We start from the raw sequence: 19,184 nt of genomic DNA on the forward strand, positions 1-19,184 counted from the left end.
CTTCGAGATACCGGCGCGATCCCGTTCAGTTCGTCGGTGGGTCTTGCGGGCGGCAGGCCGCGCTCGCTCAAGCGCGGGCCGCCACCGTGATTCAATTCTCTTCTTCGAGCCAGCAGGTGCCGTGCTGCGCCAGCATCGCGCTCGCGGCGGCCGGTCCCCACGTGCCGGATGCGTACGGCTTGGGCGGCTTGTTGGTGCCCGCCCATTCGTTAAGGATCGGTTCGACCCAACGCCATGCCGCTTCCTGTTCGTCGCGCCGCACAAACAGCGCGAGACGGCCATTGATCACGTCGAGCAATAGACGCTGATACGCCTCCATCTGCCCTTCGCGGAAGAACTGGTCGAACGCGAGGTCGAGGTGCACGCTGGCGAGGTTCATGCCTTCGCCCGGCTGCTTGGCAAGGCAGTAGAGGCGAATGGTTTCGTTCGGCTGCAGGCGGATCACCAGACGGTTCGCTCCGCCGCGCAACGCGGACGAGCCCAGCGCCGAATGCGGCACCGCACGAAAATTCACCACGATCTCCGCGACGCGGTCCGCGAGGCGCTTGCCGGTGCGCAGGAAAAACGGCACGCCGGCCCAACGCCAGTTTTCGATTTCCACCTTCACCGCAACGAAGGTTTCGGTCGTGCTGTCAGGCTTCACGCCGGGTTCCGTTGCATAAGCCGGCACTGCCTGGCCGCGAATCACGCCCGCATGATACTGGCCGCGCACGGCGACCTTGCCGATGTCGCGCGGATCGATAGGCTTTAACGCACGCAGCACGCGCAGCTTTTCGTCGCGCACTGAATCCGAATCCATTGAATGCGGCGGTTCCATCGCGACAATCGAAAGCAGTTGCAGCAAATGATTCTGCACCATGTCGCGCAATGCGCCGGTGTTGTCGTAGAAGTCGCCGCGGGCTTCCACGCCCAGTTCTTCAGCGATGGTGATCTGGATGCTCTCGACCCACTCGCGGCGCCACATCGGCTCGAACAGCACATTGCCGAAACGCAGCGCGAGCAGGTTCTGCACCGGCTCCTTACCGAGGTAGTGGTCGATCCGGTAGATCTGCTCTTCAGCGAAGATTTCGCCGACCGCGTCGTTGATCGCATTGGACGACTTCAGGTCGTAGCCCAGCGGCTTTTCCAGCACGATGCGCGCATTCTCATTGAGCCCGACGGAGGCGAGCGCGTGGCAGATCGGCACGAATAGCGAGGGACCCGTTGCCAGATAAAACACGCGGATACCCGGCAAGTCCTGAATGGCATCGCGCAGATGCACGAAGTCTTCCGGATTGCCGAGATCGATCTTCACGAACTCGATGCGTTCAAGGAAGCTCGCCCATGCGGCCTCATCCACACCGTTCTTCGACACGTGCGGCTTGACGTGCTCGTTCACCCACTGGATGTACTCGCCACGATCAGCCGCGTGACGTGCCACCGCGACGATCTTGCCGCTGTCGGCCAGCATGCCGCCTGCACGGTGCGCTTCAAACAGTGCCGGCAGGATCTTGCGCATCGACAGATCGCCGGTTCCGCCGAAGAGAACGAAGGTGAAGCTTGAGTCGGTTTGCATGAGTCTCCGTCGATATCCTGGGGGCCGCCGTGATGACCGGAAAGGGCGACCGTAGTCCGATAAAATATTTTTTGACACTGAATTGTAGTTTAACTACAATCCAAATCAAGAGGTAGGCCTAATTCGATGAAAAAAGCGTGCGCTGTTCGGCAAGATGCGCGTTTTCCCGAATCGGCAGGCGTCCCCTGCATGTTAACGGACATTGCGTGCCGGCACGTGCCAGCATGGCCCGGCGGCCCTTATGGAAAGCCGGACGGCTGAGCGGCCGGCAACATGATGGCCGGGCGATTTGCCAGTTAGCGTGTGAGGCACCTCGAGTCTGCCGCGCGCGACGCGGGCAGGCAAAAATCAAAAGAGGAGACAGTCAGTTGCATCCCGAACCACTCATCTCTTGAGCTTCCAGCGGCCGGACATCGGTCCGCCGGCACGTGCCTTGCGCATGTGCCCGACCGTGCTCGATCGCCCAGTGTTTTGCCTGTTTGAACCAACCACAGCACCCTGGCGACATCAGGGGCCATTTGTTTTTTGTTCAGGTGTCTGGAGGAGATAAGCAATGAAATTTCGCGCGATCATGGGCGCTTTGTGCGCCGCAGGTCTGATGTGTGGCGTGTCGGCTGTGCAAGCTGCCGAATCGATCGAAGTGTTGCACTGGTGGACTTCGGGCGGCGAATCGAAAGCCGTCGGCGTCCTCAAGGACGACATGACGAAGCAAGGTTACACGTGGAAGGACTTCGCGGTTGCTGGCGGCGCGGGTGCGGCTGCCATGACGGCACTCAAGACGCAGGTGATCTCCGGCAACGCGCCGAGCGCTGCGCAGATCAAGGGTCCGCTGATCCAGGACTGGGCGCAACAAGGCGTGCTGGTGCCGATCGACGCGGCCGCTGGCGACTGGAAGAAGAACCTGCCGCCGGAAATCGACAAGATCATGCACGCAGACGGTCACTATGTGGCGGCGCCGTTCTCGGTGCACCGCGTGAACTGGCTGTACATCAACAAGGAAGCGCTGGAGAAGGCAGGCGGCAAGGTGCCGACCACGTGGCCTGAGTTCTTCGCTGTGGCCGACAAGATGAAGGCCGCGGGCATCCAGCCGATCGCGATGGGTGGCCAGCCGTGGCAAGACCTGACGCTGTGGGAAGACGTGGTGCTGTCGCAAGGCTCGGACTTCTACAAGAAGGCGCTGGTGGACCTCGACGAAAAGACGCTGACCTCGGACAAGATGGTCGGTGTGTTCGACACGGTCCGCAAGATCCAGGGTTACTTCGACGCGGGCCGCACGGGCCGTGACTGGAACCTGGCAACGGCAATGGTCATCAACGGCAAGGCCGGCATGCAGTTCATGGGCGACTGGGCGAAGGGCGAATTCGCCAACGCCGGCAAGAAGTCGGGCTCGGACTACATCTGCGCCGCGGTGCCGGGTACGGAAAAGTCGTACACGTTCAACGTCGACTCGTTCGTGTTCTTCCAGCAGAAGGGCCAGAAGGCCGCCACGCCGGGCCAGCTCGCACTGGCGAAGACGATCATGTCGCCGGAGTTCCAGGAACAGTTCAGCCTGAACAAGGGCTCGATCCCGGTGCGTCTGGGCGTGTCGATGGCCAAGTTCGACGACTGCGCGAAGAAGTCGTATGCGGATGAACAAGTGGCGATCAAGTCGGGCGGCTATGTGCCTTCGCTGGCACACGGCATGGCGCAACCGGATGCAGCAGCCGGCGCGATCTCGGACGTGGTCACGAAGTTCATGAACTCGCAGCAGGATTCGAAGAGCGCAGTTGCAGCGCTCGCGAAGGCAGCGAAGACCAAGTAAGTAGCGTCAAGCGAAGCGGCGCGCCAGGACATTCCCTTAGTGGACGCCTGGCGCGTCCTTCGGGTCCGCTGAATGCGTGAGTTGCAGGCGGCTTTACCCTTGGTTTCATAGAGTCACACCTATGCCGTTGCGGCCTCGCGTTTTTCATGCGCGAACGTCCCGGTGGCACAGTTTCAGCAGGAGTCGAGTAGTGACTGCTTCTATCAGCGGAAACGGGAAGACGGCCACCGTCACCCGCCGCACGTCGCCGATGGCGGCCCTTGCCGATCGCTGGATTCCGAAGCTGGTGCTCGCACCCAGCGTCGTGATCAGCCTGATCTTCGTGTATGGCTTCATTGCAATTACCGGCTTTCTGTCGCTGTCGAATTCGCGACTGATGCCACGTTATGAATTTGTCGGTCTCGACCGTTATCGCGAACTGTTCGATAACGACGTGTTCTGGACCTCGGCTGCGAACCTCGGCTGGTTCGGCATCCCGTTCATCGGTGTCTGTATCGGCCTCGGTCTGTTCCTTGCCATTCTGCTCGATCAGCAGATCCGCAATGAAGGCGCACTGCGCGCGGTGTTCCTTTACCCGATGGCGCTGTCGTTCATCGTCACGGGTACGGCATGGCAATGGATCATGACGCCGAGCATCGGCCTCGAAAAAGTGTTCCACGACTGGGGCTGGACGAGCTTCTCGTTCAGTTGGCTCGGCGACCCCGACAAGGCGATTTTCTGCGTCGTGATCGCGGCGGTGTGGCAATCCACCGGCTTCGTGATGGCGCTATTCCTTGCAGGCTTGCGCGGTGTCGACGCTGAAATCTTCAAGGCGGCGCAGATGGATGGCGCGGGCTTGCCGACCATCTATCGCAAGATCGTGATTCCGAGCATGCGCCCGGTGTTCTTCTCCGTGCTGCTGATTCTCTGCCACATCACGATCAAGACCTTCGACCTGGTCGTCGCATTGACGGCGGGCGGTCCGGGTACGTCGTCGTCGCTACCGGCTATTTTCATGTACACGTTTTCGTTTAATCGCGGGCAGCTGGGCGTCGGCGCGGCATCGTCGATGATGATGCTCGCCACCGTCGTGGCCGTGCTCGTGCCGCTGATGTATCTGGAATCGAGGAGCACGCGCAATGCAGCCTAAGATGACGATCAGCCGTGCCGTCATTTATGCGGCCTTGATTCTGTTCGCCCTGTATTTCCTGTTTCCGCTGTATGTGATGCTGTCCACGTCGTTCAAGGACGTCGACCAGTTGCGCACCGGCAACCTGCTCACGCCGCCCACGCACTGGACCATCGATCCCTGGATCAAGGCATGGAGCGGTGCCTGTACCGGCGTGCGTTGCGACGGCATGCAGCCGTTCTTCATGAACTCGGTGCGCATGGTGATTCCGGCCGTGCTGATCTCGTCGATCATCGGCGCGTTCAATGGTTATGTGCTCACGCACTGGCGTTTTCGCGGCGCGGATCCGATCTTCACGATGATCCTGGTCGGCTGTTTCATTCCGTTCCAGGCCATCCTGCTGCCGATGGCGCGCTTCGAAGGCGCGCTCGGCCTGTCGAACACGACGACCGGTCTGGTGGTGGTGCACGTGATCTACGGTATCGCTTTCACCACGATGTTCTTCCGCAACTTCTACGTGAGCATTCCGGCTGAACTCGTGAAAGCGGCGCGTATCGACGGCGCGGGCTTCTTCACCATCTTCACGAAGATTCTGATGCCGGTGTCGCTGCCGATTTTCATGGTGTGCCTGATCTGGCAATTCACGCAGATCTGGAATGACTTCCTGTTCGGGATTGTGTTCTCCGGCGTCGATTCGATGCCGATCACGGTGGCGCTGAACAACCTCGTGAACACCTCGACCGGCGTGAAGGAATACAACGTGGACATGGCCGGCGCGATCATTGCCGCACTGCCGACCCTGCTCGTGTACATCATCGCCGGCCGCTATTTCGTGCGCGGCCTGACGGCGGGCGCAGTGAAGGGCTAACGCTGGTTGTTTATTCCGAGCGCGGCGGCGCTTCATGATGCGCCGCCGTCACCCGACAAAGACGTTTTCAAGCAGTACCAGAGACAAGAGGATTCACAGCATGGCAAGCCTTTCCATCCGTGACGTGTACAAGACTTACCCGAACGGGGTGCCGGTCCTGAAGGGTGTCAATATCGACATCGAAGACGGCCAGTTCCTGATTCTCGTGGGCGGCTCGGGCTGCGGGAAATCGACGCTGCTCAACATGATCGCCGGCCTCGAAACCGTGACCAAGGGCGAGATCCAGATCGACGGCAAGACGGTGAACAACCTGTCGCCGAAAGATCGCGACATCGCGATGGTGTTCCAGTCGTACGCGCTGTATCCGTCCATGACGGTGCGCGAGAACATCTCCTTTGGCCTCGGCATCCGCAAGGTGCCGAAGCAGGAGCAGACGCAGATCGTGGATCGCGTGTCGAACACGCTGCAGATCACGCATTTGCTGGATCGCAAGCCGGGTCAACTGTCCGGCGGTCAGCGCCAGCGCGTGGCCATGGGCCGTGCGCTCGCGCGCGATCCGGTGATGTTCCTGTTCGACGAGCCGCTGTCGAACCTGGACGCCAAGCTGCGCATCGAAATGCGTTCGGAAATCAAGCTGCTGCATCAGCGCCTCGGCACGACGATCGTCTACGTGACGCACGATCAGATCGAAGCGATGACACTCGGCGACCGTATCGCGGTGATGAAAGACGGCGTGGTGCAGCAGTTCGGCGCCCCGCAGGAGATTTATGACTCGCCGTCGAATCTGTTCGTGGCGGGCTTCATCGGCGCGCCGCCGATGAACTTCATTCAAGGCAAGCTGGTGGAGCAGGGCTCGGGCGTCGGCATCGAACTGGATACCGGCGTGGCGCGCAGCGTGTTGAGCCTGCCGTTCGATTCGGCGAAGGTGAAGTCGCACGTCGGGCGCGAAGTGATTCTCGGCCTGCGCCCTGAGCGGATCACGGACGCACGCGGTGCCCATGGCGACAACGCGAACCTGCAGCCGATCGAAGTGAAGGTCGACGTGATCGAGCCGACGGGTCCGGACACGCTGGTGTTCGCGCAGGTGAACGGCAAGCGTATCGTGAGCCGCGTGCACCCGGCTTCGAATCCGCAGCCCCTGTCGAATACGACGCTGTTGTTCGACGCATCGAAGGCGGTGTTGTTCGATCCGGCCAACGAAGAGCGGCTCGCCTGATGGCAGTTGCATGACCGGACCGCGAAGGTCTGGATGCAAAAGGCCCCATGCGTTGCGAAACGCATGGGGCTTTTTGCTGCCTGAGCCAGGTTTAAGTGGAAGCGGCGCGGACTCAGGCGTCAGAAATGCGCAGATCCGGATTCTTGCGCGTCAGTTCACCGACCCATTCCGTGAACGCGCGCAGCCTCGAGCTCAGATTGCGGCGATGCGCGTAGAGGATCGACAGCGGCGTGCCGGGGCTCGTATAGGTCGTGAGGATTTCCCGGAGCACGCCCTGTTCGATCAGATCCGCCACCATGAACCGCGACGGCTGAATGATGCCGTGGCCCAGCGCACCCGCGCCGATATAGACAGAGCCGTCGTTCACGGCCAGCACACCCTTCATCGACACCTTGACGATCTCGCCGTCCACCTCGTATTCGAACGGAAAGGTCTTGCCGCTGCGCGCCGACACGTAGTTGACCGCGCGATGTCCGCTGAGCTCCTCGAGCGTTGTCGGCGTGCCGTATTTCTCCAGGTAGGCGGGCGACGCGCAGGTGACGATCCGCGCCTGGCCGATCCGCCGCGCGACGAGGCTCGATTCTTCCGGCGTGCCCATGCGGATCACGCAATCCACCCCGTCCTGAATCAGGTCGATATTGCGATCCGCGAGCCCGAGCCGCACGTCGATCTCGGGGTATTGTCTGTAGAAGTCATCGAGCGCGGGAAGCAGCAGTGCGCGCGCGAGCGTGCCGGACGTGTCGACGCGGATCGTGCCGGTCGGGTTCTCCCGCTTGTTCGACAGCGACGATTCCGCGTCGGCTACCTCGGCGAGAATGCGCACGCATCGCTCGTAGAACAGCGCGCCGTCCTCGGTGACGCTCACCTGGCGCGTCGACCGGTTCAGCAACCGTACGCCGACGTGTTCTTCCAGCGCCTGAATCGTGCGGCTGACTTTGGCGCGGGGCAGGTCAAGCGATTCGGATACTTTGGAGAAGCTGTTCGCTTCGACCACACGCGTAAATATCTCCATCGCTTCGAAACGGTCCATGTTTTGCCTTGTGAGTAATGGGCGGAAGGTGGTTTCGAAGTGAAGTGTATAGGTTGGAAAAATTGTTGTCCCGTTACAGAAGCGCGACGCATGTTCGCGCCCGGGCCGCGCACGGGACTTCAGCGCACCCGGCGCTCAATCCCGGTCGGGCGCACCGAGCGGGAACAGCGGGCGATAGGGGCGCGCTTCGTCGACCGCGCGTGCAAACGACGGACGCGCCAGCAGCCGTTGCCGGTAGGCGAGCACGTTGACAAACGCCGGGCCGATGCGATGGGTCCAGTCGGCATAGAACAGAAAAGGTGCCGCCGCGCAGTCCGCCATGCTGAAGGCGTCGCCGGCAGCCCATTCGCGCTCCGCCATGACCTTGTCGAGCCAGCCGTAGGCGGTGTCGAGCATTTCGCGTGCTTCGGCTACCGCGCGTGGGTCACGCTCCGGTTCGGCGCGCATGCTGTCGTAGACGATTTTTTGCTGCGGTGTGGAGATGTAGTTGTCGAAGAAGCGGTCCATGCTGCGCACTTCGAGCGCGGCGCGGGCGTCGGCCGGCAGCAGCGACACCGGCCCGGGGTAATGCAACCCGAGATACTCGATGATGATGCTCGCCTCCACGACCGTGCGGTTGCCGTCGACGAGTAGCGGGAAACGCCTGATCGGCCAGAGCGCGGCAAACTCCGCCATCACCTGCGGGTCGTCATGCGCGAGCAGGCGCAATTCGAAGGGTGTGCCATTTTCGTAAAGCGCGATCAGGACCTTCTGGCAGTAGGACGAAAAGGGGTGGGCATAGAGTTTCAGGGGCATCGCGGTCACTTTCGAGGGGTTCGAGGGGCGCTGTGGCGCGGCGGCGGCCAGGCGGCCGTTTACCTGACGACGAACGAGGGTGCCGGAAATCGACAACGAGCGCCTGCCGCTACGCACATAAGGATATGCGCCGCGATTTGTCTAGACAAAACCTCACAAACTTTCAGGGCGCAAACCCGTGAATCCGACGGGCGGCGCGCGGCTAGTGCGGCAAGCGCACGTTGAATCTGAACGTCACGAGCCGCGCCAGCAGAATGAATGCCGTGCCGATCAGCACGCTGTAAATCGTATCGAAGTCGAGGTAGTCGAGCAGGACGTACAACCAGCATCCGACAAACGCACAGGTTGCGTACGGCCTCGAGTCGCGCAGGATCAACGGGACTTCGTTGCAGAGCACATCCCGGATCACGCCGCCGAACACCCCGGTCAGCACACCCATCATCACCGACGTGAACCACGGCATCTGCGCATCGTGTGCGATCGAGGTGCCGGAAATGCTGAACAAGCCAAGTCCGATCGCGTCGGCCACCAGCAAGACCCGCTCGGACAGCAGACGCGAGGTCATCTTCAGCACCATCGGCGCAAACAGGGACATCCCGAAGATCGCGATCACATACGGCTGATTCTCGACCCAATAGAAGGGCCGCCGCTCCAGCAGCACGTCGCGTAACGTACCGCCGCCGAAGGCCGTGGCGATCGCCACCAGAAACGTTCCCACTGCGTCGAGCCGGCGCGTCCTCGCTTCGATAAACCCCGAAATCGCGTAGGCGAAAATAGCCAGCGCCTCCATGATGGTCAGCGCGAGCGTCAGCCTGGGATGAATCACCGGGGCCCCGTCAGGCTTTGGGGTGAGCCGGCGTTGCACCCGGCTGCAGCAGCACGACCACCGCGCCCGCGCCGCCGTCATGTGCACGCGCCTGACAGAACGCGATCACCTCGGCCTTCTGCACCAGCCACGCGCGCACTTTGCCCTTCAGCACCGGCTCCTTGCCGATCGATCCGAGGCCCTTGCCATGAATCACGCGCAAGCATCGCAAGCCGCGCTTGACCGACTCGCGGATGAACTCGGCCAGCGCTTCACGGGCTTCCTCGCGACGCATGCCGTGCAGATCGATTTGCGCCTGGACGATCCAGTCGCCGCGCCGCAGTTTGCGCACGACTTCCTGGCTGATGCCGGGCCGGCAATAGGAGAGCGTTTCGTCGGTTTCGAGCAGGATCTCGGGATCGAACTCGTCAGAGATCGCTTCGTGCAGCACGGCTTCTTCGTCGAGTCTGGTTTGCACCGGCAGCGGCGGCGGGGGATTGCGCGGCAAGCTGGCGCGTGGCGGGACCGCGAGAGGCGCGACCGAGCCGATTTCGCGGCGAAACAGGTCGGCATCTGCCGAGGCTTCGCGCTGCGCTGCCGCGGCGGCCGTGCACTCGCGCTCACGCCGTTGTGCATCGCCCTTTAATGCCTCGCGCAACGCGCCCAGGCCGGCGAGGCCCGCGGCTGGTTCGAGCTTCGCTTTGACGGCGGGCGCAGCCGTTTCCGGCGCGGGCCTGGCAGCGGCGCGTGCGCGTTTCGGTTCGCTGGGGTGGGGCTGATTCTTCGGCATATCGCTAATACACGCAGAAAAGTAGATCGATCGTGCGACGCCACGCCGGCGCCGAAACGTGTCGCGGGGCGCCGTCATGCAGTGCCGGGCCGTCAGCGCAAGCAGATGCAAAAAAGGCCGCCGGCTTGGCAGCCGCGGCCTTTCTTTCAACTGGCGGCCGGGCCACGCCCCGCCGCCATTTTACCGTTGCGCTAGCCCTCGCAGATTCGCGGGGTGCGCGTTTTTGATTAACGCTCGGCTTCGGCACTCATCACATGTTCGCCAATCTCTTCGATCGTTTCCAGATAGCGCTGCGCGTCGAGCGCGGCCATACAGCCGGTGCCCGCACTGGTGATCGCCTGGCGATACACGTGATCCTGGACGTCGCCCGCAGCGAACACGCCCGGCACGCTGGTGGCGGTTGCAAAGCCGTTCAGGCCGCCCTTGGTGATGATGTAGCCGTTCTTCATCTCCAGCTGGCCTTCGAAAATGTCCGTGTTCGGCTTGTGGCCGATCGCGACGAACAGGCCCTGCAACGCGATATCCGTGGTTTCACCGGTTTGCGTGCTCTTGACGCGCAGGCCGGTGACGCCCGATTGATCGCCAGTGACTTCGTCGAGCGTGTGGTTCCACTTGATTTCCACGACGCCTTCTTTTTCCTTCGCGAGCAGACGGTCGATCAGGATCGGTTCGGCGCGGAACTTGTCGCGGCGATGGATCACGGTGACCTTCTTGGCGATACCGGAAAGGTAGAGGGCTTCCTCGACTGCGGTATTGCCGCCGCCAATCACGGCCACATGTTGTTGCTTGTAGAAGAAGCCGTCGCAGGTGGCGCAAGCCGACACGCCTTTGCCCATGAACGCTTCTTCCGACGGCAGGCCGAGGTACTGCGCCGAGGCGCCGGTCGAGATGATCAGCGAGTCGCAGGTGTATTCACCCGAGTCGCCGATCAGGCGGATCGGCTTCTCATCCAGCTTGGCCGTGTGAATGTGGTCGAAGATGATTTCGGTGTTGAAGCGCTCGGCGTGCTCCAGAAAGCGCTGCATCAGTTCCGGGCCTTGCACGCCGTTGCCGTCCGCCGGCCAGTTTTCGACGTCGGTCGTGGTCATCAACTGGCCGCCTTGCGCCAGACCCGTGACGAGCACCGGGGACAGGTTGGCGCGTGCCGCGTAGACCGCGGCCGTGTAGCCGGCGGGACCGGAACCGAGAATCAGAACCTTGGCGTGTTTCGTGGAAGTTGCGGGCATGATCGAATTCCTTATACGGCGCCCGGCTCGCCCATGCGAGGCCAGTGCGACTGAAGCTGAAACTGTAGATGGGTATCAGTCGGGCATTATAAAGGGCGGGGCGCCGGCCTGCTCCATGAAGCTTTCTGATCGGCGCGATAGCGTTCGCACGCGTCTCGCCGGCCTTTCGTGTGGCCGATCAGCCAAGTTACCGTCATTTACAGCCTTGCGTCCGGCACTGCGTTTACAATAGCCCGCATCGATGGACCCGGTAGCCAGGACTGGGCCCGAAGCCGCGCTGGGCGTCGTTTCGGGCCACGGATTGGCCACTCAAGCGCCACACAAGCAACAGGATCAATGGCAAAAGCTCCCTATTCCGCGAGCGCGCAGGCATTGCCGCACCGCATGTCGCGCCTTTTCACCGAAATCCGCTGGATCTTGCAGGTGGCGCTCGGCGTGTTCCTGCTCATGGCGCTCGTCAGCTACAGCCGGCGCGATCCAAGCTGGACCCACGCCGCGCAGGTCGACCACATCGCCAACTGGGCGGGCCGTGTCGGCGCGTGGACGTCGGACATCCTGCTGCTGCTGTTCGGCCTGTCCGCCTACTGGTGGATCGTGCTGCTCGGCCGCCATATCTCCGCCAATTACCGCCGCATCACCCGTAACGAGGAATTGCAGGAAGACGTGCCGCGCGACGCCGGCTGGCTCGCGGACGCCTTCGCCTTCGTGCTGGTGTTGCTCGCCTGCGACGGTATCGAAGCGCTGCGCATGTGGTCGCTGAAAGTGCAGTTGCCGCGCGCGCCGGGCGGCGTGATCGGCGAGGCGGTCGCGCGCGGTGTGTCGCACGCGCTGGGCTTCACGGGCGGCACCCTGGCGCTCCTGATCGTGTTAGGGATCGGTTTGTCGCTGTATTTCCGCTTTTCGTGGTTGTCGGTGTCGGAAAAGGTCGGTGAATCGATCATTTCTGCCGTGACGTTCGCCAAACTGCGCCGCGAGGCGGGCCGCGACCGCAAGCTGGGCGAAGCCGCGGCCGTGAAGCGCGAAGGCAAGGTCGAGAAGGGCCGCGTGCGGATCGAGGAACACGAGCCGGTCATGATCGTGCCGCCGGTCGTCACGCCCGCCAAGTCGGAACGTGTCGAAAAAGAACGGCAAGTGCCGCTCTTCACAGACCTGCCAGGCGATTCCACCTTGCCGCCGATCTCGCTGCTCGACGCGGCGCCGGCGGCCCAGGAAACCATTTCGGCCGATACGCTCGAATTCACTTCGCGTCTGATCGAGAAGAAACTCAAGGACTTCGGCGTCGAAGTCAGCGTGGTCGCGGCGTATCCGGGCCCAGTGGTTACGCGCTATGAAATCGAGCCGGCCACGGGTGTGAAGGGCAGCCAGATCGTCGGACTCGCGAAAGATCTGGCGCGGTCGCTTTCGCTGGTGTCGATTCGCGTGGTCGAGACGATTCCCGGCAAGAATTTCATGGCGCTGGAGTTGCCGAACCAGCGCCGCCAGACCGTGAGCCTCTCGGAAATTCTCGGCTCGGCGGTGTATGCGGATGCCGCTTCGCCGCTCACCATGGGTCTCGGCAAGGATATCGGCGGCAAGCCGGTGTGCGCTGACCTCGCCAAGATGCCGCACTTGCTGGTGGCGGGCACTACAGGTTCGGGCAAGTCGGTGGGGATCAACGCGATGATTCTGTCGCTGCTCTACAAGGCGAGCGCCGACCAGGTCCGCATGATCCTGATCGATCCGAAGATGCTCGAAATGAGCGTCTACGAAGGCATTCCGCATCTGTTGTGTCCAGTGGTGACGGATATGCGCCAGGCCGGCCACGCGTTGAACTGGGCGGTCGCCGAAATGGAGCGCCGCTACAAGCTGATGAGCAAGCTCGGCGTGCGTAACCTCGCCGGCTACAACAACAAGATCGACGAAGCCACCAAGCGCGAAGAGAAGCTGCCGAACCCGTTCAGCCTCACGCCGGACGATCCGGAACCGCTCACGCGCTTGCCGAACATCGTCGTCGTGATCGACGAACTGGCCGACCTGATGATGGTGGTCGGCAAGAAGGTCGAAGAACTGATCGCGCGGATCGCGCAGAAAGCGCGCGCCGCCGGTATCCATCTGATTCTGGCCACGCAGCGTCCGTCGGTGGACGTGATCACCGGTCTGATCAAGGCAAACGTGCCGACGCGGATGGCCTTCCAGGTGTCGTCCAAGATCGACTCGCGCACGATTCTCGACCAGCAGGGCGCGGAATCGCTGCTCGGCATGGGCGACATGCTCTATCTGCCGCCGGGCAGCGGCTTGCCGGTACGCGTGCACGGCGCGTTCGTGTCCGACGAAGAAGTGCACCGCGTGGTCGACAAGCTCAAGGAACAGGGTGAGCCGAACTATATCGAGGGCATTCTCGAAGGCGGCGTGACGGGCGAGGGCGACGAAGGCTCAGCGGGCGGCGGATCTGGCGCGGGCGACGGCGAGTCGGACCCGTTATACGACCAGGCGGTCGACGTGGTGTTGAAGAACCGCCGTGCGTCGATTTCGCTGGTGCAGCGGCATTTGCGGATCGGCTACAACCGCGCGGCGCGCCTGCTCGAGCAGATGGAAAACTCGGGCGTGGTATCGGCGATGTCGTCCAATGGCAACCGGGAGATTCTCGCGCCGGCGCGGGAAGCGGAATAAATCCGGTGGCGTGAGCGGGGAAATAAGCGAAGAAATAAGCCTCGTTTAAGGCTCGTTGCTTAAGCTCGATTGCTGAGGGCCAAGGGCCTTGTAGTCCGGGGTTCGGCCTGCAGGCTCGCTGCCGCGGCCCCGCCGGACCGCCGGCCGCCGGACCGCCGGCCGCCGGATCGCCGGCCGCCGGATCGCGAGACGAATTCAATTCAGGGAGAAAAATACGATGCAGCCAATTCTGCAGCAGCACGCCCGAGAGCGTGCTCAAGCCAGCCGTTTCAGCCAACTCGCCCGCACGATCGTGCGTGGCGTCGGCAGCGTCGCGATCGGTGCGTCGATGCTGGTAGCGTCGCAGGCATTTGCGAGCGGCACCGAGCAACTGAAGGCGTTCGTCGCGCAAGTGCATTCGGCGCGCGGCACCTTCGTGCAGCAGGAAGTGCGCGCGCCCAGCAAGGCGCAGCAGGGCGCGAGCGGCGTACTGTCCACCGGCAGCAGTAAGAACGGCACGTCTAGCGGCACCTTCACGTTCGCGCGTCCCGGCAAGTTCATCTGGCAATACGAGAAGCCTTATTCGCAACTGTTGCAGGCCGACGGCGACAAGCTTTACGTTTACGACAAGGATCTGAATCAGGTCACGGTACGCAGTCTCGGTGGCGCACTCGGCGCGAGCCCGGCGGCGATTCTGTTCGGCAGCAACGATCTGGACAAGAACTTCACGCTGCACGACGCGGGTGTGAAGGCCGGCATCGACTGGCTCGAACTCACGCCGAAGGCGAAAGACACGCAGTTCCAGCGCGTCGGCATCGGCTTCAAGGACGGCAATCTTGAAGCGATGGAATTGCACGACGTGTTCGGTAACGTGACGCTGCTGACCTTCTCGAACATCCAGAAGAACCCGCCGCTGCCGGCGGATGCGTTCAAGTTCACGGTGCCCAAGGGCGCGGATGTGATTAACGGCTAAGCCGCACGTTTGGCCATGCAATGGGAATGGGGACCGGCCACACGGTCTCCCGTTGCACGACTGCGCGTACGGATCCGTGCGCGGCGGTCGGATTGGCTCAGAACTTATATGCCAGCCACTGGAAAGCGAGCAGGAGCGGAAATAGCGCTTGGCCCGGACTATGTTCAGTGGCTGGTTGCAGCCCCCCCGGACTTCGAGAGGAGCGCCTCGCGGCCCTTGTCCGCAGCGCTCCCAGCGGTATTGTCGTGTGACGCTGAATTAGGGGTGTACTCCAACTCGTGCCCCGCATCGAGCCAAAGCGTCTTGCCTTCGCAGTCGGCTCTTCGAGGCGGCAGTGTGCCGTCCAGCAGATAGCGCGTCACCGGGTCGTCTACGCAAGGCGTGCCGTACGGATAGTCGGCATGCGTGTATTCGTTTTTAATGTAAATGAGTCGCGCATTGGGCAATCTGTCGAACATCCGCAATGCACTCTCCGCAGGAGTGAAACCGTCGAATTGGGCCTGGACCATCACGATCGATGGCGTACGCGCCACCTTGTCGATGGTTGGCTTGACGAGAGTCGGCTGCGTCGGCTTCCAGAACAGACAGCTGCTGGGAAACAGGGATCCGGCGTGAAGCGGATAGGCCGTCGCGTCTTCCGTGTGTTTGTCGATCCAGAACTGCCTGTCTGTGCTGAGCGCAGGCGTGTCGTTGCAAATGACACTCATGATCACTGCATGGTCCGTTGGCATGTGCAGCGGCTGCTCTTCGAAGAGCGGTTGTTGCTTCAATTCGAAATACGTTGGAACCAATGTCGTCATTGCGACATCGCGCGCCATCTGATTTGCACGCTCATGGCGTGAAAAAACGTGCTGTTTTACGAGCGCCAGAATCTGCTCCTGCGTGCCATTGGGATGCTGCTTCAGCAATTGCTGGACGCCTTTGGATGCAACGAATATTGACACGCCCTTATCAATCTCACTGACGTCATTTAACGCGTATGACGCGTCGAGCGCGTGGGACGTCGCCGTCTTCAGTGCCGGCGGCAAAGCCATAAACAATTGCCGCATCCCCGCGGGATTGCTGCCCAGATTGAAATAGGTGTCATGGCGTGCCGCATACGGTCCGATAATCTGTTCGATTATCCGCTGCCTCGCCCATGGCTGTAGGAAGGCTCCGGACTCGGGGAAATTAGATGCGGAGAAATCCGCATTGCTACTTAATACCATTCGTCCGGTTTGCTCCGGAAACAGCGCCGCATACCAGGCGCCGAGCCACGTTCCGTACGAGTGACCGAGGTAATTGAGCTTGGCGTCGCCCAACAGCACGCGAATCAGATTCATGTCGCGAGCGGTCTGGTCGGTATTGATATAGGGGGTGAGCGGGTTTTTCTGGCAGGCCTTCGATTCGAGTTCGACGTTGCGCAGCAAGCCGTCGACAACCGTCTTGCTGGTATCACCCGCCCACAATGTATTGGTGCGGCGCTCGTTTGAGCCACAGGTCAACTGCGTGCTTGAGCCCATGCCACGGGGTGAAAAGCCGATCAGGTCGAATTGTTCGATCAATTGCCGTTCACCCGATGTGGCCGTGCCATTGCGTATGCGTTCAACGAACCTGGACAGGAACTCCACGTTCGTCGTCAGCGCATCTGCGCCTGGGCCGCCGGGATTGAACAGTAGCGAACCTTTGCGTTTGGCCGGGTCTTTCACGGCAATCCGGGTCACGGCTACGGTTATGTCACCTCGCGCAGGATTGCTCCAATCCATTGGTGTGCGGATATTCGCGCAACGCAAGCGGGAAGATTCCACCACGTCCGCATATCCCCCCAAACTGGTCTTGTCGCATGGGAGCCAGGCGACGCTTTGTTCGAGGTACGGCTTCTGCGCCGAAGTGAGGTTCTGTGCCGATGTTGTATCTTCGCCGCGTCCGCAGCCGGTCAATACCGTGGCGAACAGGATTGCTGTTGCTTTTGCCTTTCCGATTTTCATACCCGACTCCTAACTCCTGGCGATCACGTCGACCGGCCTGCATGTAGTCCGCGCTGCGCGTGCTATCGCATGTGTTGAGCGAATGTTTCGGCGCATAACGGAGCACATATCCGGCGAGAGCGTAGAGGGTGAAGACAGACTTGCACCCTGCCCGCGGATGCTGGCATGTCGCGCACGAGTTGAATGTCTGGTTTTGTAGCAAGCGTCAGGTTTTGTAGCGCTGGCGCGCAATCTGTCGCGCAGCGCCGCGGATGGCACAAGGTCAAACTTCGACCGTGCATGGGTGGGGCAACGGGACGTTAATCGAAGCCCTGCTGACTATCCGTCCGTTTCCGCTTCCGTGTGCGGTGTGGGGTGCGCCGCCTTCATATCGTCGATGAACGCTTCGACGATATCGGTGCGATGTTGCCGTGCGCGCGTGACCATATGGAATGCGACACGGTAGCGCATGAGTGCCGGATTCACGGCGGCCAGCAAACCTTGTTTGACGAACGGCGCGGCGAAATGCCCCGGCAGGTAGCCGAGGTGGTGACCGGACAGCACCAGCATCGCGACCGCTTCCATGTTGTCCGCGACCGCGGTGACGTTTTGCGGCGTGGTCGAACTCTCTGCTTCGGGCAGCGGATAACTGCGCCACGCCCATTCGTGTTGCGCGGCTTCGGCGGGCGACACCTCGCCTGCCTGCGCGAACAGCGGATGCCCTTTTGCGCAATAGGCGAATTGATCTTCGGCGAACACTTCGGTGTATTCGAGCGACGGCACGCGATGCCAGAAGTAACCAATGCCGATCTGGATCCGCCCGTTCAGCAGCAGCTCTTCCAGCTCGCCCGGCGAGCGCACCAGAATCGAAAAACGCACCGACTGATCGCGCGCGCGAAACCGGCCGATCGCCTCGCTGATGCGCGCGCTCGCCGATACCGGCGTGTGGCCGATCATGCCGATGTCGAGCGTGCCGACCAGCTTGCGGCCCACATTGCGCGCCTGCATCCCGAAGGTGTCGACGGCGGATAATAGTGCGCGCGCCGCGTCGATGAACTGCTCGCCCCGGGCGGTCAGGCTGAAGCCGCCGCGGCCGCGCTCGCACAGCCGGTAGCCGAGACGGGTTTCCAGCGTGGCGAGTTGCGTGCTGATGGTCGACTGGCCCACGTTGAGCGTGGCCTGGGCCGGCGAGACGCCGCCGGCGTCGACAATCGCGAGGAAAACGCGGATCAGGCGCAGGTCAAGATCGGTGAGTTGAGAGAACATACGGCAGGATACATCGCCCGGGATCGATGTTAAGTTTATTCTGTTCGTATTTTAACTTCCGCGAAACTGCTCAAGAATCGAGATTCGCCCGGCCTTGTGCTTTTTTCCATGGCTGGTTTGCACAGAATTGCTTGCTGCCCCATTTCATTGGCGAGACACGATGAATACCTCCTCCTTCATTTCCCCTGATGCCGGTGAACGGCCGCAACCGCTGTCCGGCAACGCGATGCCCCGCTGCGGCGGCATCGCGACGATGATGCGGCTGCCGAACGTCGGTTCGGCCGAAGGGTTCGACGCCTGTTTCGTCGGTGTGCCGTTCGATCTGGGCACCTCGAACCGGACTGGCGCGCGCTTCGGGCCGCGTCAGATCCGCAGCGAATCGGTGCTGCTGCGCCCGTACAACATGGCGACGCGCGCCGCGCCGTTCGATTCGCTGCGGGTGGCCGATCTCGGCGACGTCGCGATCAATCCGTACAACCTGCACGACTCGATCAGGCGCATCGAAACCGCGTACGACGAAATCCTGCAACACGGCTGCAAGCCGATCACGCTGGGCGGCGACCACACGATCGCACTGCCTATCCTGCGCGCGATTCATCGCAAGCATGGCAAGGTCGGCCTGATTCACGTCGACGCCCACGCCGACGTCAACGACACGATGATGGGCGAGAAGATCGCCCACGGCACGCCGTTCCGCCGCGCGGTGGAAGAGGGCTTGCTCGATTGCGACCGCGTCGTGCAGATCGGTCTGCGCGGCACGGGCTACGCCGCGGAAGATTTCGACTGGTGCCGCGATCAGGGTTTCGAAGTGGTGCAGGCCGAGGCGTGCTGGAACCAGTCGCTCGTGCCGCTGATGGCGCGCGTGCGTGAGCGCATGGGCGACGGTCCCGTGTACATCACGTTCGATATCGACGGTATCGATCCGGCCTTCGCGCCGGGTACGGGCACGCCGGAAATCGCGGGTTTGACGGTGCCGCAGGCGCTGGAAATCATTCGTGGTTCGCACGGCCTGAATATCGTCGGCTGCGATCTGGTTGAAGTGGCGCCCCCGTACGATCCGTTTGGCACGACCGCGCTGCTCGGCGCGAATCTGGCGTACGAATTGCTGTGCGTGCTGCCGGGCGTCGAATATCGCGCGGCGCGGCGCTGAGCGAATACACGCTAGTGATGTATGAAT

General features: G+C 62.0%; 15 protein-coding genes. 7 read left to right on the forward strand and 8 right to left on the reverse strand.

All coding sequences use genetic code 11. The annotated features are described in order from the left end of the window. Positions 1–91: 91 nt before the first annotated feature. Positions 92–1,555, reverse strand: coding sequence for a glucose-6-phosphate dehydrogenase (gene zwf / locus PQR27_RS03745; protein ID WP_408522370.1), 1,464 nt, complete (start codon positions 1,553–1,555; stop codon positions 92–94). Between the two features lie 553 nt (positions 1,556–2,108). Between zwf and PQR27_RS03750 the strand changes: the two genes are divergently transcribed. From PQR27_RS03750 to PQR27_RS03765, 4 genes are all read left to right on the forward strand, one after another. Beyond that, the gene (locus PQR27_RS03750; RefSeq protein WP_408522371.1) at positions 2,109–3,356 is read left to right on the forward strand and encodes an ABC transporter substrate-binding protein; all 1,248 of its coding nucleotides are present in this window, start codon (positions 2,109–2,111) and stop codon (positions 3,354–3,356) included. Positions 3,357–3,546: 190 nt separating this feature from the next. Continuing rightward, the gene (locus PQR27_RS03755) at positions 3,547–4,485 is read left to right on the forward strand and encodes a carbohydrate ABC transporter permease (protein ID WP_408522372.1); all 939 of its coding nucleotides are present in this window, start codon (positions 3,547–3,549) and stop codon (positions 4,483–4,485) included. Beyond that, positions 4,475–5,332, forward strand: coding sequence for a carbohydrate ABC transporter permease (locus tag PQR27_RS03760; protein WP_408522373.1), 858 nt, complete (start codon positions 4,475–4,477; stop codon positions 5,330–5,332). Before PQR27_RS03755 ends, PQR27_RS03760 begins: the two co-directional genes overlap by 11 nt. 100 nt (positions 5,333–5,432) lie before the next feature. Then, positions 5,433–6,548, forward strand: coding sequence for an ABC transporter ATP-binding protein (locus tag PQR27_RS03765; protein ID WP_408522374.1), 1,116 nt, complete (start codon positions 5,433–5,435; stop codon positions 6,546–6,548). A gap of 112 nt (positions 6,549–6,660) precedes the next feature. Here the strand turns inward: PQR27_RS03765 and PQR27_RS03770 are convergent, their stop codons facing one another. From PQR27_RS03770 to trxB, 5 genes are all read right to left on the reverse strand, one after another. Beyond that, positions 6,661–7,578, reverse strand: a complete 918-nt coding sequence (locus tag PQR27_RS03770; protein WP_408522375.1) for a LysR family transcriptional regulator — start codon at positions 7,576–7,578, stop codon at positions 6,661–6,663. Positions 7,579–7,713: 135 nt separating this feature from the next. Further along, positions 7,714–8,373, reverse strand: coding sequence for a glutathione S-transferase family protein (locus tag PQR27_RS03775; RefSeq protein ID WP_408525397.1), 660 nt, complete (start codon positions 8,371–8,373; stop codon positions 7,714–7,716). A gap of 202 nt (positions 8,374–8,575) precedes the next feature. Next, positions 8,576–9,196, reverse strand: coding sequence for a trimeric intracellular cation channel family protein (locus tag PQR27_RS03780; RefSeq protein WP_408525398.1), 621 nt, complete (start codon positions 9,194–9,196; stop codon positions 8,576–8,578). Between the two features lie 13 nt (positions 9,197–9,209). Continuing rightward, positions 9,210–9,968, reverse strand: coding sequence for a Smr/MutS family protein (locus PQR27_RS03785; RefSeq protein WP_408522376.1), 759 nt, complete (start codon positions 9,966–9,968; stop codon positions 9,210–9,212). A 227-nt stretch (positions 9,969–10,195) separates the two neighbouring features. Then, on the reverse strand, positions 10,196–11,194 hold the full coding sequence (trxB, locus tag PQR27_RS03790) for a thioredoxin-disulfide reductase (RefSeq protein WP_408522377.1): 999 nt from the start codon (positions 11,192–11,194) through the stop codon (positions 10,196–10,198). Positions 11,195–11,530: 336 nt separating this feature from the next. On the opposite strand from trxB, the gene PQR27_RS03795 reads away from it, so the two are divergent. Beyond that, complete coding sequence (locus PQR27_RS03795) at positions 11,531–13,843, forward strand: DNA translocase FtsK (RefSeq protein WP_408522378.1); 2,313 nt, start codon at positions 11,531–11,533, stop codon at positions 13,841–13,843. 217 nt (positions 13,844–14,060) lie between these two features. Next, entirely contained in the window at positions 14,061–14,795 is a 735-nt protein-coding gene (gene lolA / locus PQR27_RS03800; RefSeq protein ID WP_408522379.1) for an outer membrane lipoprotein chaperone LolA, read from the forward strand. Between the two features lie 164 nt (positions 14,796–14,959). Here lolA and PQR27_RS03805 read toward each other — a convergent pair whose 3' ends face one another. Both PQR27_RS03805 and PQR27_RS03810 read right to left on the reverse strand, forming a co-directional pair. Further along, positions 14,960–16,762, reverse strand: a complete 1,803-nt coding sequence (locus PQR27_RS03805) for an alpha/beta fold hydrolase (protein WP_408522380.1) — start codon at positions 16,760–16,762, stop codon at positions 14,960–14,962. Positions 16,763–17,080: 318 nt separating this feature from the next. Beyond that, positions 17,081–18,007, reverse strand: coding sequence for a LysR family transcriptional regulator (locus PQR27_RS03810; protein WP_408522381.1), 927 nt, complete (start codon positions 18,005–18,007; stop codon positions 17,081–17,083). A gap of 160 nt (positions 18,008–18,167) precedes the next feature. Here PQR27_RS03810 and speB point away from each other — a divergent pair, with 160 nt between their 5' ends. Next, positions 18,168–19,157: an agmatinase gene (gene speB / locus PQR27_RS03815; RefSeq protein WP_408522382.1), complete on the forward strand. Its 990-nt coding sequence runs from the start codon at positions 18,168–18,170 to the stop codon at positions 19,155–19,157. Positions 19,158–19,184 lie beyond the last annotated feature (27 nt).

Source organism: Paraburkholderia fungorum (assembly GCF_046027215.1).
GTDB classification, from domain to species: Bacteria; Pseudomonadota; Gammaproteobacteria; order Burkholderiales; family Burkholderiaceae; genus Paraburkholderia; species Paraburkholderia fungorum_D.